We start from the raw sequence: 17,578 nt of genomic DNA on the forward strand, positions 1-17,578 counted from the left end.
TCGATGAAGCCGCGCAGCAGGTAGCGCCCCGGGGCCACGAGGCTGAAGGAGAAGGGCGCGGTGAAGGGGCCGGAGGAGCCCGGCTGCGCCGGTCCGAAGAGCTTCTCCGCGGGGATGACGGTGAAGCTCAGCGGGCGGCCCGAGCCCTGGGGCGGAGGCGGACGGGCGGCGTCGTAGAGCAGGACGATGGCGTTGCCGCGCGCCTGGCTCTGCACCACCACCTGGCCCTCGATGCGGGACAGGTTCTGGTTCTGCCGCTGGTCCGCGGTGGGCACCACGGGCGGGGGCTCGCAGCCGGTGGCGAGCACGGACGCGAGCGCCAGGCCCACCAGCGTCTTGGAGGAGGAGAAGCTCATGGGGTCACCGTCAGGAGGGCGAGCACGCGGCGCTCGATGCGGTTGCCGAAGGGGTGCTGGGCGTGCGTGGGGCCCAGGTTGGAGCCCACCAGGGCCACCGACACCCGGTCCTTCACCGGCGTGTAGCTCACGCGGGCGTTGATGACGGCGTAGGCGGGCAGCGTGTTGGCCAGCGGCTCGATGACGGTGGGGTCCTTCGACGAGGGCTCGCGCTCCACCCAGGTGGTGGCGGACGTCCAGGCCGCGTCCACGCCCAGCTCCAGGGCCTGGCGCGTGCGGTAGGTGATGGCGCCGAACAGCTTGACCTGGGGCGCCTGGCTGCACGGGCCGCACAGGCCGTTCTCCCCATTGGCCGCCACCTGCTGGAAGGCGGCGCTGGCCTTGATGCCGAGCCCATCCACCGGGGCCAGCGTCACGCCGGCCTCGGCGCCGCGCGCGGTGTAGACGGCCGCCTCGTTCTCGAAGAGGGAGCGGCCCAGCAGGTACGTGCCCGTCTCCGCGTCCCAGGACTCGCCCGCGGGCAGGGGACGCACGGCGGACAGGTGGATGAGGTTGCTCACCGTGTGCTGGTAGAGCGCCACGTCCCAGTCCATGCCGAGCTTCCGGCGCCTCGCCGCGGTAGCCCAGCTCGAGCGCCACCATCCGCTCGGCCTGGAGCGCCCGGTTGCCCAGGGAGAGCGCGCTGGCGCCGTTGACGCCCGGGATGGGGACGCGCACGCCCATGTAGCTCTCCAGGAACGTGGGCTCGCGGAAGGCCGAGGCCGCGCTGGCGCGGAAGGCATGGCCCTCGAAGGGCATGAAGAGGGCGGAGATGCGCGGCGAGTGCGCCAGGCCCGGCTGCCCCTTGTCGAGCAGCGGGTGCCGGTCCACGCGGTAGGAGGCCACCACGCGCAGGGGCTGGGCCAGCCGCCACTCGTCCTGCACGTAGGCCGCGGCGTGGAATTCCTCGCGCAGCGGGCCCAGGTAGCTCCACGCCACGCGCTTGAGGCGGCCCTCCACGCCCACGTTCACCTGGTGCTCGCCCAGCAGTTGGAAGCTCTTGCTGTAGAGCACCTCGCCGTTGAAGAGGTTGGAATCGACGCGCGTGGCCAGCGAGCGCTGCCCCACGGGCTCGTACTGCGGCCCCGCGTCCACCCCGAGGTGGTTCCAGAAGGCCTTCACCTTGAGAGGCCCCAGCCCCACGTCCAGCTTGGCGAAGGCGCTCACCCCGTCCAGGTAGAAGTTGCGCAGCAGGCCCAGCGGGTAGATTTCCGTGTAGAAGCGGTTGATGCCGCCGGACATGCCCACTTCGACGCCCGAGTCGAACTTGTAGCTGGTGGCCAGGCTGCCGCGCGCGCTGCGCAGGCCGAGGTTGGGCTGCGGGTCCGTCACCGCCACGTCCGGCCGGTCATCCGCGAAGTCCCGGCTCCACTTGTCCGCCTGCGAGTACGCCGCCGAGGCGCGGTAGCGCAGCCCGCCCGAGCCGCCATGGCTCACGAAGCTGCCCCCCGCGGCGTTGGCGTTGCCGGCGTGGGCCTGGAAGCGTGCCTTGGGGCCGGTGCCCGGCGTGCGGGTGATGATGTTGACCACGCCCAGCATCGCGTTGGCGCCGTAGAGCGCGCTGCCCGGGCCGCGGATGACTTCGATCCGCTCGATGTCCTCCAGCTCCACCGGCATGGACGACCAGAGCGTCATGCCCAGGAAGTCCTGGTACTCGGTGCGGCCGTCCACCAGCACCAGCACCTTGTTGGCCACGCGCTGGTTGAAGCCGCGCACCGAGAAGTTGGCGCTGCCCGGCCCGAGCATCATCACGTCGGCGCCCGGCACGCGGCGCAGCAGCTCCGGCAGGGTGGTGGCGCCCGACAGGCGGATGTCCTCGGAGGTGATGACGGAGGTGGCGTTGGGGGCCTCCAGCGAGGACTGGGCACGGCGGCTGGCCGTCACCACGCGCTCCTCGTAGGGCACCTCGCCCTCGTCCAGCCCGGAGGCGGCCACGGGTTCGGCCTCGAGGGCTTCACCGGCCGGCGTGGGCTTCTCGGGGCTGGTGGCGGCCGGCGCCGCGGGCAGGGACTCGGCGCGGGCGATGGCCTTCTCCAGCCGCTCCACCAGCACCGCGAGCGAGCGGGCCGCCTCGGCCCCGGGGGGCGCGGGCATGGGGGGCAGTCCTCCGGGCTTCTTCCCCGGCACCACCGGCTCGCCGGGCTTCGCCGCCTCGGCCTGCTTCGCCGCCTCGGCGGCCCGCAGCGACTCCTCCAACTTCACCAGCGTGGCCTGCGCCGTGGCCACGTCCGGCGGGTTGGCGGCGATGTAACGCCGCAGGTAGTCGGCCGCCTCGGTCAACCGGCCCGCGTCCTGGTACGCGCGGGCGATGTTGTAGAGGACGTTGGGGTGGGGCTTGATGGAATAAGCCACCAGCAGCTCGGAGATGCCCTGGTCGTACTGACCCTGGGCGATGAGGCTCATGCCGGTGCGGAAATGACGGCGGGCCTCCAGGCGCGCGTCGCCGAAGGCACTCCCCGCGTACAGCATCAGCGCGAGGGCGCCCGCTCGCTTCAGGGCGGTTGGGTTCATCACCATCTCAGTAGGGGTCGTCCTTGTACCCGGCGGATTTCCTGTCCGACGCGGAGCGGGAACCGGACTTCTTCTTCAGCTTCTGCGTGTGGCGCACCTCCGGCCCCTCGCCCCGGGCGATGAAGGTGACGCGGTGGTAGCCCTCCAACGCGAAGGTGAGGCGGGCGCTCGCGCGGCCATCGGCGTCCGGGGGCACCGGCAGCTCCACGGGCGTCTGTCCCACCACGCGTCCCTCGTACAGCACCTTCGCGCCGCCGGGCTCGCTGTCGATCAGGAAGCGGATGGCCACGGGCTCGGCCGGGGCGGGCGGGGCGGCCTCCGCCACGGGCTCGGCGGCGGGCTCCGGGAGCGCGGCCTCGGCGGTGGCGGGGGGCGGCTCCGCGGGCGCGGGCTGCTCGGGGGCGGGCGTCTTCACCGCTGGCGCCACCGCCTGGACGGGCTCGGGCGCGGGAAGGGGCTGGGGCGCGGGGGCGCGCAGGGCCACCACCGCGGCCACCGTGAGCCCGATCATCAGCGAGCCGGCGAAGAGGGCCAGGGGCAGCGTGCGCCGGGCGGCCGGTTTCGCGGGTACTTCCTCCACGGCGATGTCCAGCGCCACGGTGCTCGCGCCCGTGGAGCCGGGGGAGGGCAGGGGGCCGGTCTGCGGGCCCGACATGGGGCCGCTGCCAGGAGGGGGGATGGCCACGAAGCCGCCGGTGACGGCGTTGCGCGGACTGGAGAAGGCCCCGCTGAAGCCCGCGGACGCGGCGGCGCGGCGGATGCCCTCCAGCACCTCGTCCATGGACTGGAAGCGCTCCTCGGGGCGCTTGTAGAGGCAGCGCATCACCAGCGCCTCCACCTCCTGCGGCACGGTGTGCGCGGGCCAGACGGCGGCGAAGACGGGCGGGGCCTCGTTGAGGTGCTTGAAGATGACGTCGATGCTCTGCGCCGCCTGGAAGGGCGGGCGCCCCATCAGCATCTGGAACATCACCACGCCCAGCGAGTACACGTCGCTGCGCGGGTCGGACACGTTGCGCGCCTGCTCGGGCGCCATGTACTGCGGCGAGCCGAGGATGACGCCGGCCTGGGTGATTTCCGTCTCGTTGGGCCCGCCCCGGTCCGGCAGGAAGGACTTCACCAGGCCGAAGTCCAGCACCTTCACCACGTCATGGTCGTCCTCCTGGTTGAGGACCATGATGTTGGCGGGCTTGAGGTCGCGGTGGATGAGGCCCACGCGGTGCGCCTCGCGCAGCGAGCGCGCCACCTGCTGGGTGATGTTCATCACCCGCATCCAGGGCAGCGGCCCCATCTGCGTGAGGAGCTGCGCCAGCGTCTGCCCCTCCAGGTACTCCATGGCGATGTACAGCACGCCATCGTCCGTGCTGCCGTAGTCGATGACGGTGACGGTGTTGGGGTGGCGCAGCCTGGCGGTGACGGCCGCCTCCAGGAAGAAGCGCTTCTGGAAGCCCGGGTCCTTGCCCTCGCTGTACTGGGGGTTGAGGACCTTGAGGGCCACCAACCGGTCCAGCGGCGACTGCACGGCCTTGTACACGCGGCCCATGCCCCCGGAGCCGAGCGCCTCCACGATGCGGAACTTGTCGTTGAGGATCCGGCCGATGAGGGGATCTCCGACGTCGGCCGGTGCGCTTGGGGCCTGCGCGCCGCTTTGTACCATGAGCTCCCCCACCGCCCGCCGGGTGGGCGGGGTGTGAAATGTGACCTGTCTCGTATGCTACCACCAGACTCGCCGACTCCGAAAAGCAGGGAGCTGCTGGAATCCCGTTTCGTCAGGGGCCGACAATACGGCCCCCGCGCACATCCGTCACGTGCCAGACAGGTTCACCTGCGGAGTCCTTCCCTGACGCGCTGCGTGCGAGCCATCAGCCCCGGGCCGAGGGTGGCTTGCGCACCGCGTCAAGTGAGGCCTACTTGCGCTTGCGCGCGAGCGCCTTCTCCCGGGCGGCCTCCTTGGCCTTCTCCCGGGCGGCCTTGAGCTTCTCCTTCTTCTCCCGGGCGGCCTCCTTGGCCTTCTCCCGGGCGGCCTTGAGCTTCTCCTTCTTCTCCCGGGCGGCCTCCCGCTTCGCCTGGGCCTTCTCCCACTTCACCTGGGCCTTCTCCAGCTTCACCACCGCGCGCTGGGTGAGGCCCGCCTTCTTCTTGCACCCGGCGGCCACGGCCTTGAGCACCATCGGGCGGCCCTTCACCGGGAGGGGGCTGCGCGCGAGCTCGGGGGCCTCGGAGAGCAGCTTCTCCGCCTCGCTCCCGCAGCGGCGGTAGCGGTCCCGCACCTCCGTGTAGAGCGAGAGCCGCGCCGCGATGTCCTTCTCCCGCCGCGCCTTTTTCTCCAGCTCCGGCGCCTCCTGGCTCTCGCCGAGCGGCCCGGACACGAAGTCGATCACCCTCCGCCCCTGCTTCAGCCGGACCTCCGCCTGCTCCAGCTTCCGCTCGGTGCTCCGCGCCGAGGCCGCGTAGTCCTCGCTCCTCGCCTCCAGCTCCTTGCCCGTCCGCAGCCGCTCCCGGGTGCGCTGGATGGCCTCGCTCGCCGCCGTCACCTGCGCGCTTCCGGCTTCCTTCGTCTCCAGTGCATCCAGCGCCTCGGTGACCGCGAACATCGCCTCCACCACCGAGTCCCGCTGCTTCTCCACCGCCGCCTCGAGCTTCCTTGCGCTCACGGTCCGCGATGGATTGCTTCTCCCGCCGGACCTTCTCCTCGCGCACCCGGGGCACGCGCGCCTGGAGCTTCCGACAGCTCCGAGCGCAGCATCTCCCCCTCGGGCGACAGGTTCACGTCCGGGTGGGCCAGCACCTCCTTCGCCTTGGCGAGCAGGGGCTCGGCCCGGTCCGCGTTCAGCTCCCGCAGGTGGTTCGTGGCCTCGTTGAGCAGCAGGGTGGCCTCGTCGGTCCGCTTCTCGCCGTAGGCCTGGCGCTGCTGTTTGGTGCGGGGGCCGCAGGCGCTCGAGGCCACCGCCAGGAGGAGGAGGAGCACCCAGGTGCGGGAGATCGTGCGTGCGGGAGTCATGTCGGTCGCCATCCCCGGCTCGGGGTAGGGGAGAGCATGGTCCGGAAGGGCGGGTGGAAGGAAGCCCGGGGGGCACGCATCGGGCGCCGATCCAGGGCCGTTGAAGCCTTACACTGCGGCCCATGACCGACCGATGGAAGGCCCTGCTCTCCTCCGCGCCGCGCTACCCCCAGCGCATCGTCTGCATGACCGAGGAGACGACCGAGACGCTGTACCGCATCGGCGCCGGAGACCTCGTGGTGGGCGTCTCCGGTTTCACCGTGCGTCCGCCCGAGGCCCGCAAGAAGCCGCGCGTCAGCTCCTTCCTGGACGCCAACTTCGAGCGCATCCTCGAGCTGAAGCCGGACCTGGTCCTGGGCTTCTCGGACCTGCAGGCGGACATCGGCCGCGAGCTGTGCAAGCGCGGGGTGCCCGTGTACCTCTTCAACCAGCGCTCGCTCGCCGAGATCCTCCAGACGGTGCGGGTGGTGGGCGCGCTGGTGGGGCGGGCCGAGGCGGCGGAGACGCTGGCGGACGAGTTGGAAGCCAACCTCGTGCGGCACGCGGAGGCGGCGGAGCGGCTGCCGCGCCGGCCCCGCATCTTCTTCGAGGAGTGGCACGAGCCGCTCATCTCCGGCATCCGCTGGTGCTCGGAGTTGGTGGAGCTGGTGGGCGGGGAGGACGTGTGCCGCGAGTCGCGCGAGCACCAGGGCGCCAAGGGCCGCATCTTCGAGCCGGCCGAGGTGGCCCGGAGAGACCCGGAGGGCGTCATCGCCAGTTGGTGTGGCCGCAAGGCGAAGCGCGAGAAGATCGTCACGCGGCCGGGGTGGGAGCGGGTGACGGCGGTGGTGGACGACCAGCTCTACGAGGTGAAGAGCCCGTTCATCCTCCAACCGGGCCCGGCGGCCCTGTCGGATGGGGTGGAGCAGCTCGCGAGCATCGTGGCGGCCATCGCCCGGGGCGAGAAGCTGCCCGCGCCACGTCCGGGAGATTTGCGGGCCGCGCCGCTACCCGCCGACCGCGCGTAAGTGGGGGAGGGACTCGCTCACCACCCGCAGGAAGTCGTCGATATCCAGCGGCTTGTGCATCAGCCGCACGCCCGCTGGAGGCCGGACCCGGGGATGGGCGGTGATCATCAACGCGCCCGTGCCGTGCAACCGGTGCTCCCGCTCCGCCTGCTCCAACAGCCAATCGCCGTTCTGGCCGGGAAGCATGTAGTCGGTGATGACCAGGTGGAAGGACTCGGCCCTCAAGCGGGCCAGACCCTCTTCCGCGGTACCGCTGCCGGCCACCGAATACCCCTCGCTCTCGAGGAGATCGGTCAGCCCTTCGCGGATGTCCTCGTTGTCCTCTACCAGGAGAATCTTCACGTTGCGTCCGGACGTTACGGGGTGCATCGCTTCAAAGCCGGAAGTTTCCCGCTTCCGGCCATGCCCGGGAATCCCCTCCAGTCCGGCAGGGGCCGGAGCTGTTCACTAGCGTATTCCCGAGCCCTTTCGGCGTGTCAGGATGAGGACTGTGTCGCTCGCCTGGCTGCCCCTCCTCCTCGCCCCCCTGCTGGCGGCGGACCCCGCTCCGCCCACCGGGGGTTACGAGGACGCGCTCGTGCAGTGGGGCCTGTCCCTCGACGGGGGCCGGAGCCTCGAGCCCGAGCCCGAGGGCAAGCGCCTGGAGGCCGTGCTCGTGGCCTCCGAGGACGTCGTCGCCCCGAGTGACCCGTATCCGCTGTTGCTCAACGTGTTCCACGCGCGGACCCGCGAGGCGGTCATCCGGCGCGAGGTGCTGCTGAAGCCCGGGGCGCCCTACTCGGCGGCGCTGGCCCTGGAGACGGCGCGCAACCTGCGCAAGCTGGGCATCTTCGCGGTGGTGCGCGTGGTGCCGGTGCGGGGCTCCACGCCGGACGCGGTGTCGCTGCTCATCATCACCAAGGATCTCTGGTCGCTGCGGCTCAACCAGGACTTCCAGATCGTCGGCACGCTGGTGCAGTCGCTGCGGCTGCAGGGCACCGAGCAGAACTTCCTCGGGCTGAACAAGAAGGTGGCGCTCGACTTCCTGCTGCGCCGGGACTCGCTGAGCTTCGGGCAGACGTACGTGGACCCGCGCCTGGGCGGCAGCCGCTGGTACCTCAGTGAGACGGCCTCGCTCATCGTCGGACGCGAGAGCGGCCAGCTCGAGGGCTCGCGCGGCAGCGTGCTGGTGACGCGGCCCTTCTACGCGCTGGACACGCCGTGGAGCTTCCAGGCGCAGGCGGTGTGGCGCGTGCAGCCCATCCGCGTCTTCCGCGGCGCCGACGTGTGGGCCCTGCCGTACCCCGACGGCGGGACGGTGCCCTACATCTACGATGCGCGCGAGCTCAGCGGGAGCACGCTGTACCTGCGCTCCTGGGGCTCGCGCTACAAGCTGGACGCGGGCGGCGGCGTGGGCGTGTACCACCGGCGCTATGGGGCTCCCGCGGACTCCGGGCTGGACGAGGCCCGGCGCGCGTGGCTGCGCGACACCTACCTGCCTCGGGGCGAGGACGCCACCTACGTGCTCGGCTACGCGCGCTTCTGGGAGACGCGTTACGAGGTGATGCGCGACGTGGACTCCTATGCCCTCTCCGAGGACTTCCAGGTGGGGCCCTACCTCACCGCCACGGCACGCTACGCGCCCGCGCTGCTGGCCACGGCGGGCCACTTCGCCGAGGTGGGCCTCACCGCCCGCTACCGCGTGCGCCTGGGGGACGCGCTCTCCTCATGGGCCACGGCCGCCTCCGTGCGCCGGATTCTCGGAGGGGAGGGGGCGGGGACGTGGGTCAACCGCCGCTGGGCCGCGGAGTTCCAGCAGGTGTCTCCGAAGGTGCTCGGCGGGCGCTTCGTGGTGCGCGGCCTGCTGGACGTGAACATCGACGACCTGAACGAGCGCGTGCTGCTGCTCGGCGGCGGCAACGGACTGCGGGGCGCGCGGCCGGAGGCCTACTCGGGCAGGCGCACGGCGCTGGTCAACGTGGAGTACCGCACCCGGCCCCTCATCCTCTATACGGTGCACCTGGGCGGCGTGCTCTTCTACGACGCGGGCTCGGCGTTCGACGAGGGCCCCCGCTTCGTGCACTCGGTGGGCGTGGGGCTGCGGCTGCTCTTCCCCCAGTTCAACACCTTCCCGTTCCGCCTCGACTTCGGGTACGTCCTCAATGACGAGCGGCCCGAGTTCGCCGGCCGCTTCTCCTTCAGCGGCGGGCAGGTGACGGAGTTCCGGCCCGGCTTCCTGGACGCGCCGCTCTAGCGCGTGGCCTGCTTCAGGTCCCTGCTGCTTTGGTGTTGGCCGCGGTCTACAGTTCCGGCGCTCCCCTGTTGTCTCGAGCCTACAACCCCCGCACCGCGTCCTCGTCGTTTCGCGGGTTTGGCGTTGGTCCGCCCCTTGCTCATGGGGAGCACGTCGTCTTACCCAACCTCTCACCCCGTATCGCGAGTCACCCCTATGCGCCTCTCGTCCTCCCTCTCCCTGCTGTCCCTGCTCGTCGTTCTCCCCGCGTGTGGCCCCACCACCCGCGAGGATGCCCAGGTCCAGGCCACCCGGGCCGCCTGCGATTACTACGCGGAGTGCGATGAAATCGGCTCCGGCGAGGGCAAGGAGTTCCAGGACCGGAACGAGTGCGAGGTGAAGACCCGCGATTTCTTCCAGTCCGCGTGGACGGCGAACAACTGCCCCGCCATCAACGAGAAGGGGTTCGAGACGTGCCTGGAGCGCATCCGCACCACCTCGTGCTCGAGCGCGGCGGACTACCTCAACACCGTGTTCTTCGTCTGTGGCGCGGGCTCGATCTGCCAGGAAACCGAGGACTGAGCGCCCGGTGGAGCGTCATCGCCCCAGCGTGAGCGCGGCCCGCAGAATCGCGAGGGCTCCCCGCGTGTAGCGGCCGTTGCTCAGGGAGAGCAGCGCCTCGAGGAGGGGCCGTCGCAGGAGGCCCTGACTGGCGAGCCACAGGGAGCGGAGCGAGGCCTCCTCCAGCATGCTTCGGAGGACGGGGGAGATGTCCTTTTTGGCCTTCCCCAGCACCCTGCTCGCTTCGGCGAACATGCGCGCGTGGATGAAGCGCGCCACGGGCGAGGCCCGCATGTCCATGAGCGGGGTGTTGAGGGTGAAGGCGCCGGGCACCTCGCGGGTGTTCTCCGGCAGGGGGGCGCCGTACAGGGCGGCGAAGGCCTCGTGGCTGAAGCCCCCCGGCGCCCGCACGTCCCGGTACACCGCGGGCACGTCCCGGAGCGCGGGAGGGGCCTCGGAGGTGAGCTCCGCCTGGGCGCGAGCGCGCACGTCCCGCGAGGAGCTGCCCACGCGCACCTCGTAGGCGCCGGGCTCCACCGCCCAGCCCCCCTGGGCGGCGTCCCAGACGGCGAAGGCGCGCCGGTCGAGCGTCAGCCGCACCCGCCGCGATTCGCCCGGGGCGAGCCGCACCTTCGTGAAGGCCTTCAGCTCCTGAGGGGGCCGGAACACGCCGGGTGCCATGGCGTGCACGTACACCTGCACCACCTCGGCGCCCGGGCGCGGGCCGGTGTTCGTCACGGTGACGGAGACCTCCAGCGTGTCGCCGTCGCGCAGCCGCTCGGCGTCGAGGGCGAGGTCCGCGTACGCGAACGTGGTGTACGAGAGCCCGTGCCCGAAGGGGAACAGCACGTCCGTGCCGGCCGCGTCGTGGTAGCGGTAGCCCACGTACAGGCTCTCCCGGTACTCGAGCACCCGCGGCCCCTTGGGCATGGCGCTCACCGGCAGGTCCTCCAGGTGCAGCGGGAAGGTCTCCGCCAGGCGTCCCCCGGGCTCCAGGTCCCCGAGCAGCACGCGCGCCACGGCGCCGCCCCCCGCCTGCCCGCCGAGGTAGGCCTCGAGGATGGCCGGCACCTGGGCATGCCATGGCATCTCCACGGGGGCCCCGTTGCTCAGGACGACGGCGACGCGCGGGTTGACCTCGGCCACCGCGCGAACGAGGGCATCGTGCGCGGGCGCCAGGCGCAGGTACTCCCGGTCGAGCCCTTCCGTCTCGTAGGCCTCGGGCAGGCCGACGAAGAGCAGCACGGCGTCCGCATGGCGCGCCGCCTCGCACGCCTCGGCGATGAGCGCCGGGTCGGGGCGATCTTCGTGCCGGCCGTACCCCGGAGCGTAGGTGAGGCGCCCGCCGGCCTCCGCGACGCGCGCACGCAGCGCCCCGAGCGCGTCCTCCAACCGCGTGGGCGTGAGCTCCGAGCTGCCCGCTCCCTGGTAGCGAGGCACCTGCGCGAAGGCGCCGATGACCGCCAGGTACGAGGCGGGGCTCACCGGCAGGAGGCCGCCCTCGTTCTTCAGGAGCACCGCGCCCTCCGCGGCCGCCCGGAGCGCGAGCGCGTGGTGGGCCTCCTTGTCGTACGTATGGCCGGCCTCGCGCGCCCGGGCCGTGCGCTGGATGAGCTGGAGGATGCGCGTGACCGCCGCGTCCAGCGTCGCGAGCGGCACCCGCCCGGAGCGCACGTCGCGCAGGAGGGCCGTATCCCCCCGCCCCAGGGACCCGGGCATCTCCAGGTCACATCCGGCGACGAGCGACTCGGCGCGCACGTCGATGGCGCCCCAGTCGGACACCACCACGCCGTCGAAGCCCCACTCCTCCCGGAGGACGCCGGTGAGCAGCCACGGGTGCTGGGCGCAGTACGTGCCCTCCAGCCGGTTGTAGGCGGCCATGACGGTCCACGGCCGTGCCTCGGTGACGGCGTGCTCGAAGCTCGCGAGGTAGATTTCCCGCAGCGCGCGCGCGTCCACCCGCGCGTCGATGTACGTGCGGCGCTCCTCCTGGTTGTTGGCGGCGAAGTGCTTGAGGGAGGCGGCCACGCCGGTGCGCTGCACGCCGCGGATCCACGCGCCCGCCATGCGCGAGGAGAGGAGCGGATCCTCGGAGAAGTACTCGAAGTCGCGGCCGCACAGGGGCGTGCGCTTGATGTTCGCGCCGGGCCCGAGCAGGACGCTCACCCCCATGGCCCGGGCCTCCTCGCCGAGCGCCACGCCCACCTCCTCGAGCAGCGCCACGTCCCAGGTGGCCGCGAGGGAGGAGGCGGTGGGGAAGCAGGTGGCCGGCTCGCTCGTGGCCAGGTTCGCCGCCTGGCCGGGGTCCCCCTTCATCAGGCGCACGCCGTGGGGGCCGTCGGTGAGGACGATGGGGGGCACGCCCAGCCGCGGCACGCCGCCGAGCGTCCAGAGATCGCGGCCCGCGCACAGCGCCACCTTCTCCTCGAGCGTCATGGCGGCCAGCTTCGCGGCCACGTCCTCCTGGGGCTCCTTCGTTTCACGTCTCATGCACCGCGTCTTACGCCCTCAGCGGTTGAGCTGGTAGCGGCGGGCGATCTCCGTCACCTCGCGGGTGACGGCCTGGAGCGTCTCGGTGGCCTGCAGCGTCGTGTCCAGCCGCTTCATCGTCTCGTCCATGCCCGCGGAGATGTGGGTGATGGCGTTGAAGATGTGCGAAATGCCCGTGTTCTGCTGGTTCACCGCGACGGCGATCTGCCGCACGGCCGCGGCGTTCTCCTGGATGATGAGCGACATCTCGCGCAGGTTGTTGCCCGAGGACTTCACCATCTCCAGGCCGCCCTCCACCTGCAGGGCGCCCTGCTCGCTCATGGAGACCACGTCCCGGATGGCCGTGCCGATGTCCAGCAGGCTCTTGCGGATGAGGGCGTTCTCCCGGATGGTCTGATCCGCCAGCTTGCGAATCTCGCTGGCCACCACGGCGAAGCCCGCGCCCTGGTCTCCGGCGCGCGCGGCCTCGATGGAGGCATTGAGCGCCAGCAGGTGGGACTGGTCGGCCAGGTCCTTCACCGTGACGGCGATGTGGGCAATCTGCGTGGCGCTCTCCTGCAGCCGCAGCACCTTGCCGCGGATGCCGTCCACGAAGTCGCGGATGGTGTTGAGGCCCGTCAGGGTGCGGTCCAGCGCCTCCTCGCCGTACTGGCCGAGCTGTCCCGCGTGGCCGGCCACGCTCAGCACGCTCTCGGCCTTGTGCGAGGCCAGCTCGGAGGTGGTGCGGATCTCCTCCGAGGTGAGCTGGGCCTGCTGCAGCATGGCGGCCTGCTCGGACAGCCGCTGGCGCTGCTGGTTGCTCGCGGAGCCGAGCGCCGTGCTCGCCGACAGCAGCATGGTGGCCGAGGCCTGGAGGCGGGTGGGAATCTCCTGCAGCCGCTCGAGCACCGTGACCATGCCCGCCGCGAGGTCTCCCATCTCATCGGTGGAGGCCCAGCGGGGCGCGAAGGGGGCGCCCTTGGCCAGGGCCTCGATGGCCTCCAGCACGGCCGCCGTCGCGCGCACCTGCCGCCGCGCCAGCATCCACGCGGCGAGCGACAGGACGATGAGGACGAACGCCCCCAGCGCCAGCAGCGGCGGGCCCATCGTCGAGAGCAGGTTGTCGCTGAAGCCGTGCAGCTTCTGGGCGATCAGCTCGGCCTGGGCCTGGGAGATGGACGTGTCCTCGCGGATGGCCCGCATCTGCTGGTCGCGCAGCTCGAGCGTCTGCATGACGAACACCAGTCCCGAGAGCACCAGGGTGCTCGTCAGGGTGGTGGCGAACACGTAGGGCAGGAACCAGCGCTGCCTCGGCCAGAAGAGTCCCCGTCCACTGGCGTGCACCCGCAGACGGTTGCGCTCCTCGACGACGAGCGGCATCAACATCTGCTCGAGCTTGATGCCCACGGGCAGGGCCAGCACCTGGCCGATGGTGGCGGCCACCAGGAACCCGAGGCCGATCATCAAGGAGTGCTTGCCGGTCCGGCTCACCAACGGGACGACATAGATGAGGCCGCCCACGAGGGCAGGAACCTGGGTCCCCACGAACGCGAGCTTCCAGGGCAGCATCTGCAGGCGGGCGAGCCGCTCCTGGGGAGGCTCGTCGGGCCGGGCGGGGAGGTTGCTCCGCAGCAGCCAGGAGATCCCCGACCAGGGGATCAGCAGCGCCGCCACCACGAAGACGACGGGCAGCACATGCAGCAGGGCCCAGATGTGGTCCTGGGCCGAGAGCCCCAGCGACAACGCGAGGAGGTAGCCGGCGATGGGCGCGGAGGGGGTGAGCCACGCCAGCATGACGAGGTGGATCCGTCGGGCGAGCTGCGGAGGAATGACCGTCTGCGGGGGCGAGCCGTTCATGAGGCGGGGCCATTCTCCCAGAGGGAGGGCATCGGAAGGAAAGGCGGGGGGAAGAAATCCCGGCGCCTGCCTGGATGCTTCCCTACCGGTGTGATGCTAGTCCGGGGCCGCCCGGCGTGTCTGCAAATAGAGGAAAACTGGGAAAAGGGAAGGCTAGGGAGGTGATGTGCGCAGCAGCTCCCGGAAGAGCACCTCGGCCACGTCCCGGAAGAGCTTCCCCGAGGCCAGCAGCCCCCCGCAGTGGTGGGGCTCGCGCGCCAGCGTCAGCGCGACACACCGGCCGAGCACCGCCTCCCAGAAGGACTCCGAGTCCGGTGGCAGGAGGTAGTCCCGGATGACACCCCGGGGCCAGGGCAGCACGGTCGTCGGGTCCGCATCGCTCAGGCTGGTGAAGCAGTCGAGGTCCACGTCCAGCAGGATGCGCTCGGCGGACGCGAGCACGTCGCGCACCGCGTCACCGGGAGCGGGCGCGTTGAAGGCCTCGGCGGCCCGGTCCACCGTGGGCACCACCACCAGCCGGTGCGGGCGCCCCCGCGTGTCCACGTACACGTCTCCGGCGAAGGTCCCCCGGGGCCGTCCCCGGGCGATCACCAGCGCGTCACCCACGAGCCCCGCCTCCATCGCCGCGAGCACGTGGTCGTAGTTGCGCACGTCCAGGGCCCACCGCGCGTGCTCGTCCAGGGCCCTCAGTCCCGCCGAGCGGTCCGGCACCGCCGCGGGCGCCTGGGGCACCACCAGGTCCAGGTGCCGGTCCAGCGTCACCAGCAGCGCCGCCGGCCCGTCCTCCAGCGCGCAGGCCCAGGCGGGCAGCGCCAGCCGGTGCGGGTCGAACACGTACGCGTCCGTCGGGCCCCGCCCGCCGCCGAGTGACAGGCGGATTACGCCCGCGAGACGCAGGTGCTTGTGGGATTCGTCCATCACGGGGAATAACCGCTCCTGCACGGCATTTGGCGGGCCGCGCGCCGCCAGGAGTGTAGGCTGCGCGCGCTTCCTACCCCAAAGGAGGGACCGCCCGCCTCCCGGGCGTCAGCCCCGCATGCGCATCCTGCTCGCAGCCGCGCTCCTTTTGACGAGCGCCCCCGTCCTCGCCCAGCAGCCCCCCGCGAAAACCATGACCGCCTCACAAGATGCCTTCCTGCGGGACTACGCGGAGACACGCCGCTTCATGAGCGGGCGTCCCGTCAACCCCCGCATCACCCCCGACGAGAAGACCGTCCTCTTCCTGCGCGGCCAGCCCCGCGCGCCCATCCAGACCCTCTTCGCCTTCGACGTGGCCACCGGCGAGGCCAGGGAAGTGCTCACCCCCGAGGCCATCCTCAAGGGCTCCGAGGAGACGCTCACCCCCGAGGAGAAGGCCCGCCGCGAGCGCATGCGCGTGAGCGCCCGGGGCTTCACCTCCTACCAGCTCTCCGAGGACGGTGAGCGGATCCTGGTGCCGCTCTCCGGCAAGCTCTACCTGGTCGAGCGTGCCAGCGGGAAGTCCACCGAGCTGAAGACGGGTCCGGGCGTCATCGATCCGCGCTTCTCCTCGGACGGCAAGCACGTGGCGTACGTGCGGGACAACGACGTCTTCCGCCTCGAGCTGGCCACCAACAAGGAGCACCGCGTCACCAAGGGGGGCACCCCGGCGAAGACGCACGGCCTGGCCGAGTTCGTGGCCCAGGAGGAGATGAGCCGCTTCTCCGGTTGGTGGTGGAGCCCGGACGCGAAGTTCATCGCCTACACCGAGTCGGACACCGCGCAGGTGGAGAAGCTCTCCATCATCGACGTGATGCACCCGGAGAAGGGCGCGGAGGACTACTCCTACCCGCGGCCGGGCAAGAACAACGCGAAGGTGCGCCTGGGCATCACCCCCGTCACGGGTGGCAAGACGGTGTGGGTGCAGTGGGACGCGGAGAAGTACCCGTACCTGGCCACGGTGGTGTGGCCGAAGAAGGGCTCCCTGACGGTGCTGGTGCAGAACCGCACGCAGACGGAGCAGAAGCTGCTCGCGGTGGACACGGCCAGCGGCAAGACGCGGGAGCTGCTCACCGAGAAGGACGAGGCCTGGCTCGAGCTGGAGCAGACCTTCCCGCTGTGGCTCGAGGATGGCAGCGGCTTCCTCTGGTACACCGAGCGCAACGGCGGCCCCGAGGTGGAGCTGCGCAACGCGGACGGCACCCTCGCGCGCTCGCTGGTGAAGCCGGAGGCGGGCTTCCGCAACCTCGCCCGCTACATCGAGAAGGAGCGCACCCTCTACTTCACCGGTGGCCCCAACCCCACCGAGAGCTACCTGTGGCGCGTGAAGGAGGGCGGCGCCCCGGAGCAGGTGCGCCCCGGCACCACGGGTGAGGCCGTGGAGATGGGCAGCGTGGCCCGCTCCGGCAACCTGGCCGTCATCACCCACTCGAGCCCCAAGTCCATGCCGCGCACCTACGTGGTGCGGGGGGATGGCACCCGCGTGGGCGAGCTGCCCTCGGTGGCCGTGGAGCCCGGCTTCGTCCCCGTCGTCGAGTACCGCGAGGTGGGCCCGCTCAAGTTCCACTCCTCGCTGGTGCGCCCGCGCAACGGCAAGCCCGGCCAGAAGCTGCCCACCCTCGTCGAGGTGTACGCCGGCCCCACCGTCACCGTCGTGCACAAGTCCATGGCCGCGCACCTGCTGTCGCAGTGGATGGCGGACCAGGGCTTCCTCATCGCCCGCTTCGATGGCCGGGGCACCCCGCTGCGCGGTGCGAAGTGGCAGCGCGCCGTGCACCTGGACTTCTCCGGCGTGACGCTGGAGGACCAGGCCGCCGCCGTCCAGGCGCTCGCCGCCGTGGTGCCCGAGGTGGACCTGCAGCGCGTGGGCATCCAAGGCTGGAGCTTCGGTGGCTACATGGGCGCGCTCGCCGCCCTCAAGCGCCCGGACCTCTTCAAGGCCGCCGTGGCCGGTGCCCCCGTGGTGGACTGGCTCGACTACGACACCCACTACACCGAGCGCTACCTCGGCCTGCCCCAGCAGCACCCCGAGGCCTACGAGAAGAGCTCGCTGCTCACCTACGCCCGTGACACCGGCAAGCCCCTCTCCCCGCTGCTGCTCATCCACGGCACCGCGGACGACAACGTCTACTTCTTCCACACCCTCAAGCTCTCCGACGCGCTCTTCCGCGCCGGCAAGCACCACGAGCTGCTGCCCCTGAGCGGCCTCACGCACATGGTGCCGGATCCGCTCGTCACCCAGCGCCAGTACGAGTGGGTGATGAACCACTTCAAGCGGCACCTGGCGAAGTAGGGGCGGGGGCGCGCCCGCAAAGAGAAAGGCCCGGCTCCCCCCTGGGATGCCGGGCCTTCTTCCGAGGCCACTCAGGAGTGGCTCGGAGCGGAATCAGGCGGCGCGAACGTTCTGCGCCTGCAGACCCTTGGGGCCCTTGGCCAGCTCGAACTCCACCTTCTGACCCTCGGCGAGGGTGCGGAACCCATCCATGTTGATGGCGGTGTGGTGGCAGAACACGTCCTCGCCCCCACCGTCCTGCACGATGAATCCAAAGCCCTTCGCATCGTTGAACCACTTCACGGTACCAGTTGCCATTGTGCTTCCTCGTCAGGAGCC

Annotated in this window: 13 protein-coding genes and 1 pseudogene; 4 read left to right on the forward strand and 10 right to left on the reverse strand. The window is 71.3% G+C overall.

Annotated features, from left to right (window positions below; genetic code table 11):
* Nucleotides 1-352 precede the first annotated feature (352 nt).
* The 5 genes and pseudogenes from ACN28I_RS38810 to ACN28I_RS38830 form a co-directional block, all read right to left on the reverse strand.
* Nucleotides 353-1,138 carry a TonB-dependent receptor domain-containing protein gene (locus tag ACN28I_RS38810; RefSeq protein WP_420948798.1) on the reverse strand — a complete coding sequence of 262 codons (786 nt, stop codon included), beginning with the start codon at nt 1,136-1,138 and terminating at the stop codon, nt 353-355.
* A pseudogene (locus tag ACN28I_RS38815) lies at nt 1,032-2,912 on the reverse strand (TonB-dependent receptor domain-containing protein); the annotation flags it as partial. The gene ACN28I_RS38810 and the pseudogene ACN28I_RS38815, both read right to left, overlap by 107 nt.
* A 1-nt stretch (nt 2,913) precedes the next feature.
* Complete coding sequence (locus ACN28I_RS38820; RefSeq protein WP_420946930.1) at nt 2,914-4,560, reverse strand: serine/threonine protein kinase; 1,647 nt, start codon at nt 4,558-4,560, stop codon at nt 2,914-2,916.
* 250 nt (nt 4,561-4,810) lie between these two features.
* On the reverse strand, nt 4,811-5,557 hold the full coding sequence (locus ACN28I_RS38825; RefSeq protein ID WP_420946931.1) for a hypothetical protein: 747 nt from the start codon (nt 5,555-5,557) through the stop codon (nt 4,811-4,813).
* Entirely contained in the window at nt 5,554-5,904 is a 351-nt protein-coding gene (locus ACN28I_RS38830) for a hypothetical protein (protein ID WP_420946932.1), read from the reverse strand. The genes ACN28I_RS38825 and ACN28I_RS38830 overlap by 4 nt, the downstream gene beginning before the upstream one ends.
* A gap of 122 nt (nt 5,905-6,026) precedes the next feature.
* Here ACN28I_RS38830 and ACN28I_RS38835 point away from each other — a divergent pair, with 122 nt between their 5' ends.
* Nucleotides 6,027-6,911: a cobalamin-binding protein gene (locus ACN28I_RS38835; RefSeq protein ID WP_420946933.1), complete on the forward strand. Its 885-nt coding sequence runs from the start codon at nt 6,027-6,029 to the stop codon at nt 6,909-6,911.
* On the opposite strand, the gene ACN28I_RS38840 is transcribed toward ACN28I_RS38835, so the two are convergent.
* Complete coding sequence (locus ACN28I_RS38840) at nt 6,891-7,253, reverse strand: response regulator (protein ID WP_420946934.1); 363 nt, start codon at nt 7,251-7,253, stop codon at nt 6,891-6,893. The two genes, ACN28I_RS38835 and ACN28I_RS38840, sit on opposite strands and share 21 nt — an antisense overlap.
* Nucleotides 7,254-7,392: 139 nt before the next feature.
* Between ACN28I_RS38840 and ACN28I_RS38845 the strand changes: the two genes are divergently transcribed.
* Nucleotides 7,393-9,144, forward strand: coding sequence for a BamA/TamA family outer membrane protein (locus ACN28I_RS38845; protein ID WP_420946935.1), 1,752 nt, complete (start codon nt 7,393-7,395; stop codon nt 9,142-9,144).
* A gap of 195 nt (nt 9,145-9,339) precedes the next feature.
* Nucleotides 9,340-9,705 carry a DUF6184 family natural product biosynthesis lipoprotein gene (locus ACN28I_RS38850; RefSeq protein ID WP_420946936.1) on the forward strand — a complete coding sequence of 122 codons (366 nt, stop codon included), beginning with the start codon at nt 9,340-9,342 and terminating at the stop codon, nt 9,703-9,705.
* Between the two features lie 15 nt (nt 9,706-9,720).
* Here ACN28I_RS38850 and ACN28I_RS38855 read toward each other — a convergent pair whose 3' ends face one another.
* The 3 genes from ACN28I_RS38855 to ACN28I_RS38865 form a co-directional block, all read right to left on the reverse strand.
* Entirely contained in the window at nt 9,721-12,174 is a 2,454-nt protein-coding gene (locus ACN28I_RS38855) for a glycoside hydrolase family 3 C-terminal domain-containing protein (RefSeq protein ID WP_420946937.1), read from the reverse strand.
* Nucleotides 12,175-12,192: 18 nt separating this feature from the next.
* Nucleotides 12,193-14,010 (reverse strand): methyl-accepting chemotaxis protein, encoded by a 1,818-nt coding sequence (locus ACN28I_RS38860; protein ID WP_420946938.1) that lies wholly within the window; start codon nt 14,008-14,010, stop codon nt 12,193-12,195.
* 153 nt (nt 14,011-14,163) lie between these two features.
* A complete protein-coding gene (locus tag ACN28I_RS38865; RefSeq protein ID WP_420948799.1) occupies nt 14,164-14,928 on the reverse strand; it encodes a hypothetical protein in 765 nt (254 codons plus the stop codon).
* A gap of 118 nt (nt 14,929-15,046) precedes the next feature.
* On the opposite strand from ACN28I_RS38865, the gene ACN28I_RS38870 reads away from it, so the two are divergent.
* A complete protein-coding gene (locus ACN28I_RS38870; RefSeq protein WP_420946939.1) occupies nt 15,047-17,260 on the forward strand; it encodes a DPP IV N-terminal domain-containing protein in 2,214 nt (737 codons plus the stop codon).
* 93 nt (nt 17,261-17,353) lie between these two features.
* Here ACN28I_RS38870 and ACN28I_RS38875 read toward each other — a convergent pair whose 3' ends face one another.
* Complete coding sequence (locus ACN28I_RS38875; protein WP_047860205.1) at nt 17,354-17,557, reverse strand: cold-shock protein; 204 nt, start codon at nt 17,555-17,557, stop codon at nt 17,354-17,356.
* Between the last annotated feature and the right edge of the window lie 21 nt (nt 17,558-17,578).

It is taken from the genome of Archangium gephyra, assembly GCF_049060025.1.
Classification (GTDB): domain Bacteria; phylum Myxococcota; class Myxococcia; order Myxococcales; family Myxococcaceae; genus Archangium; species Archangium gephyra_A.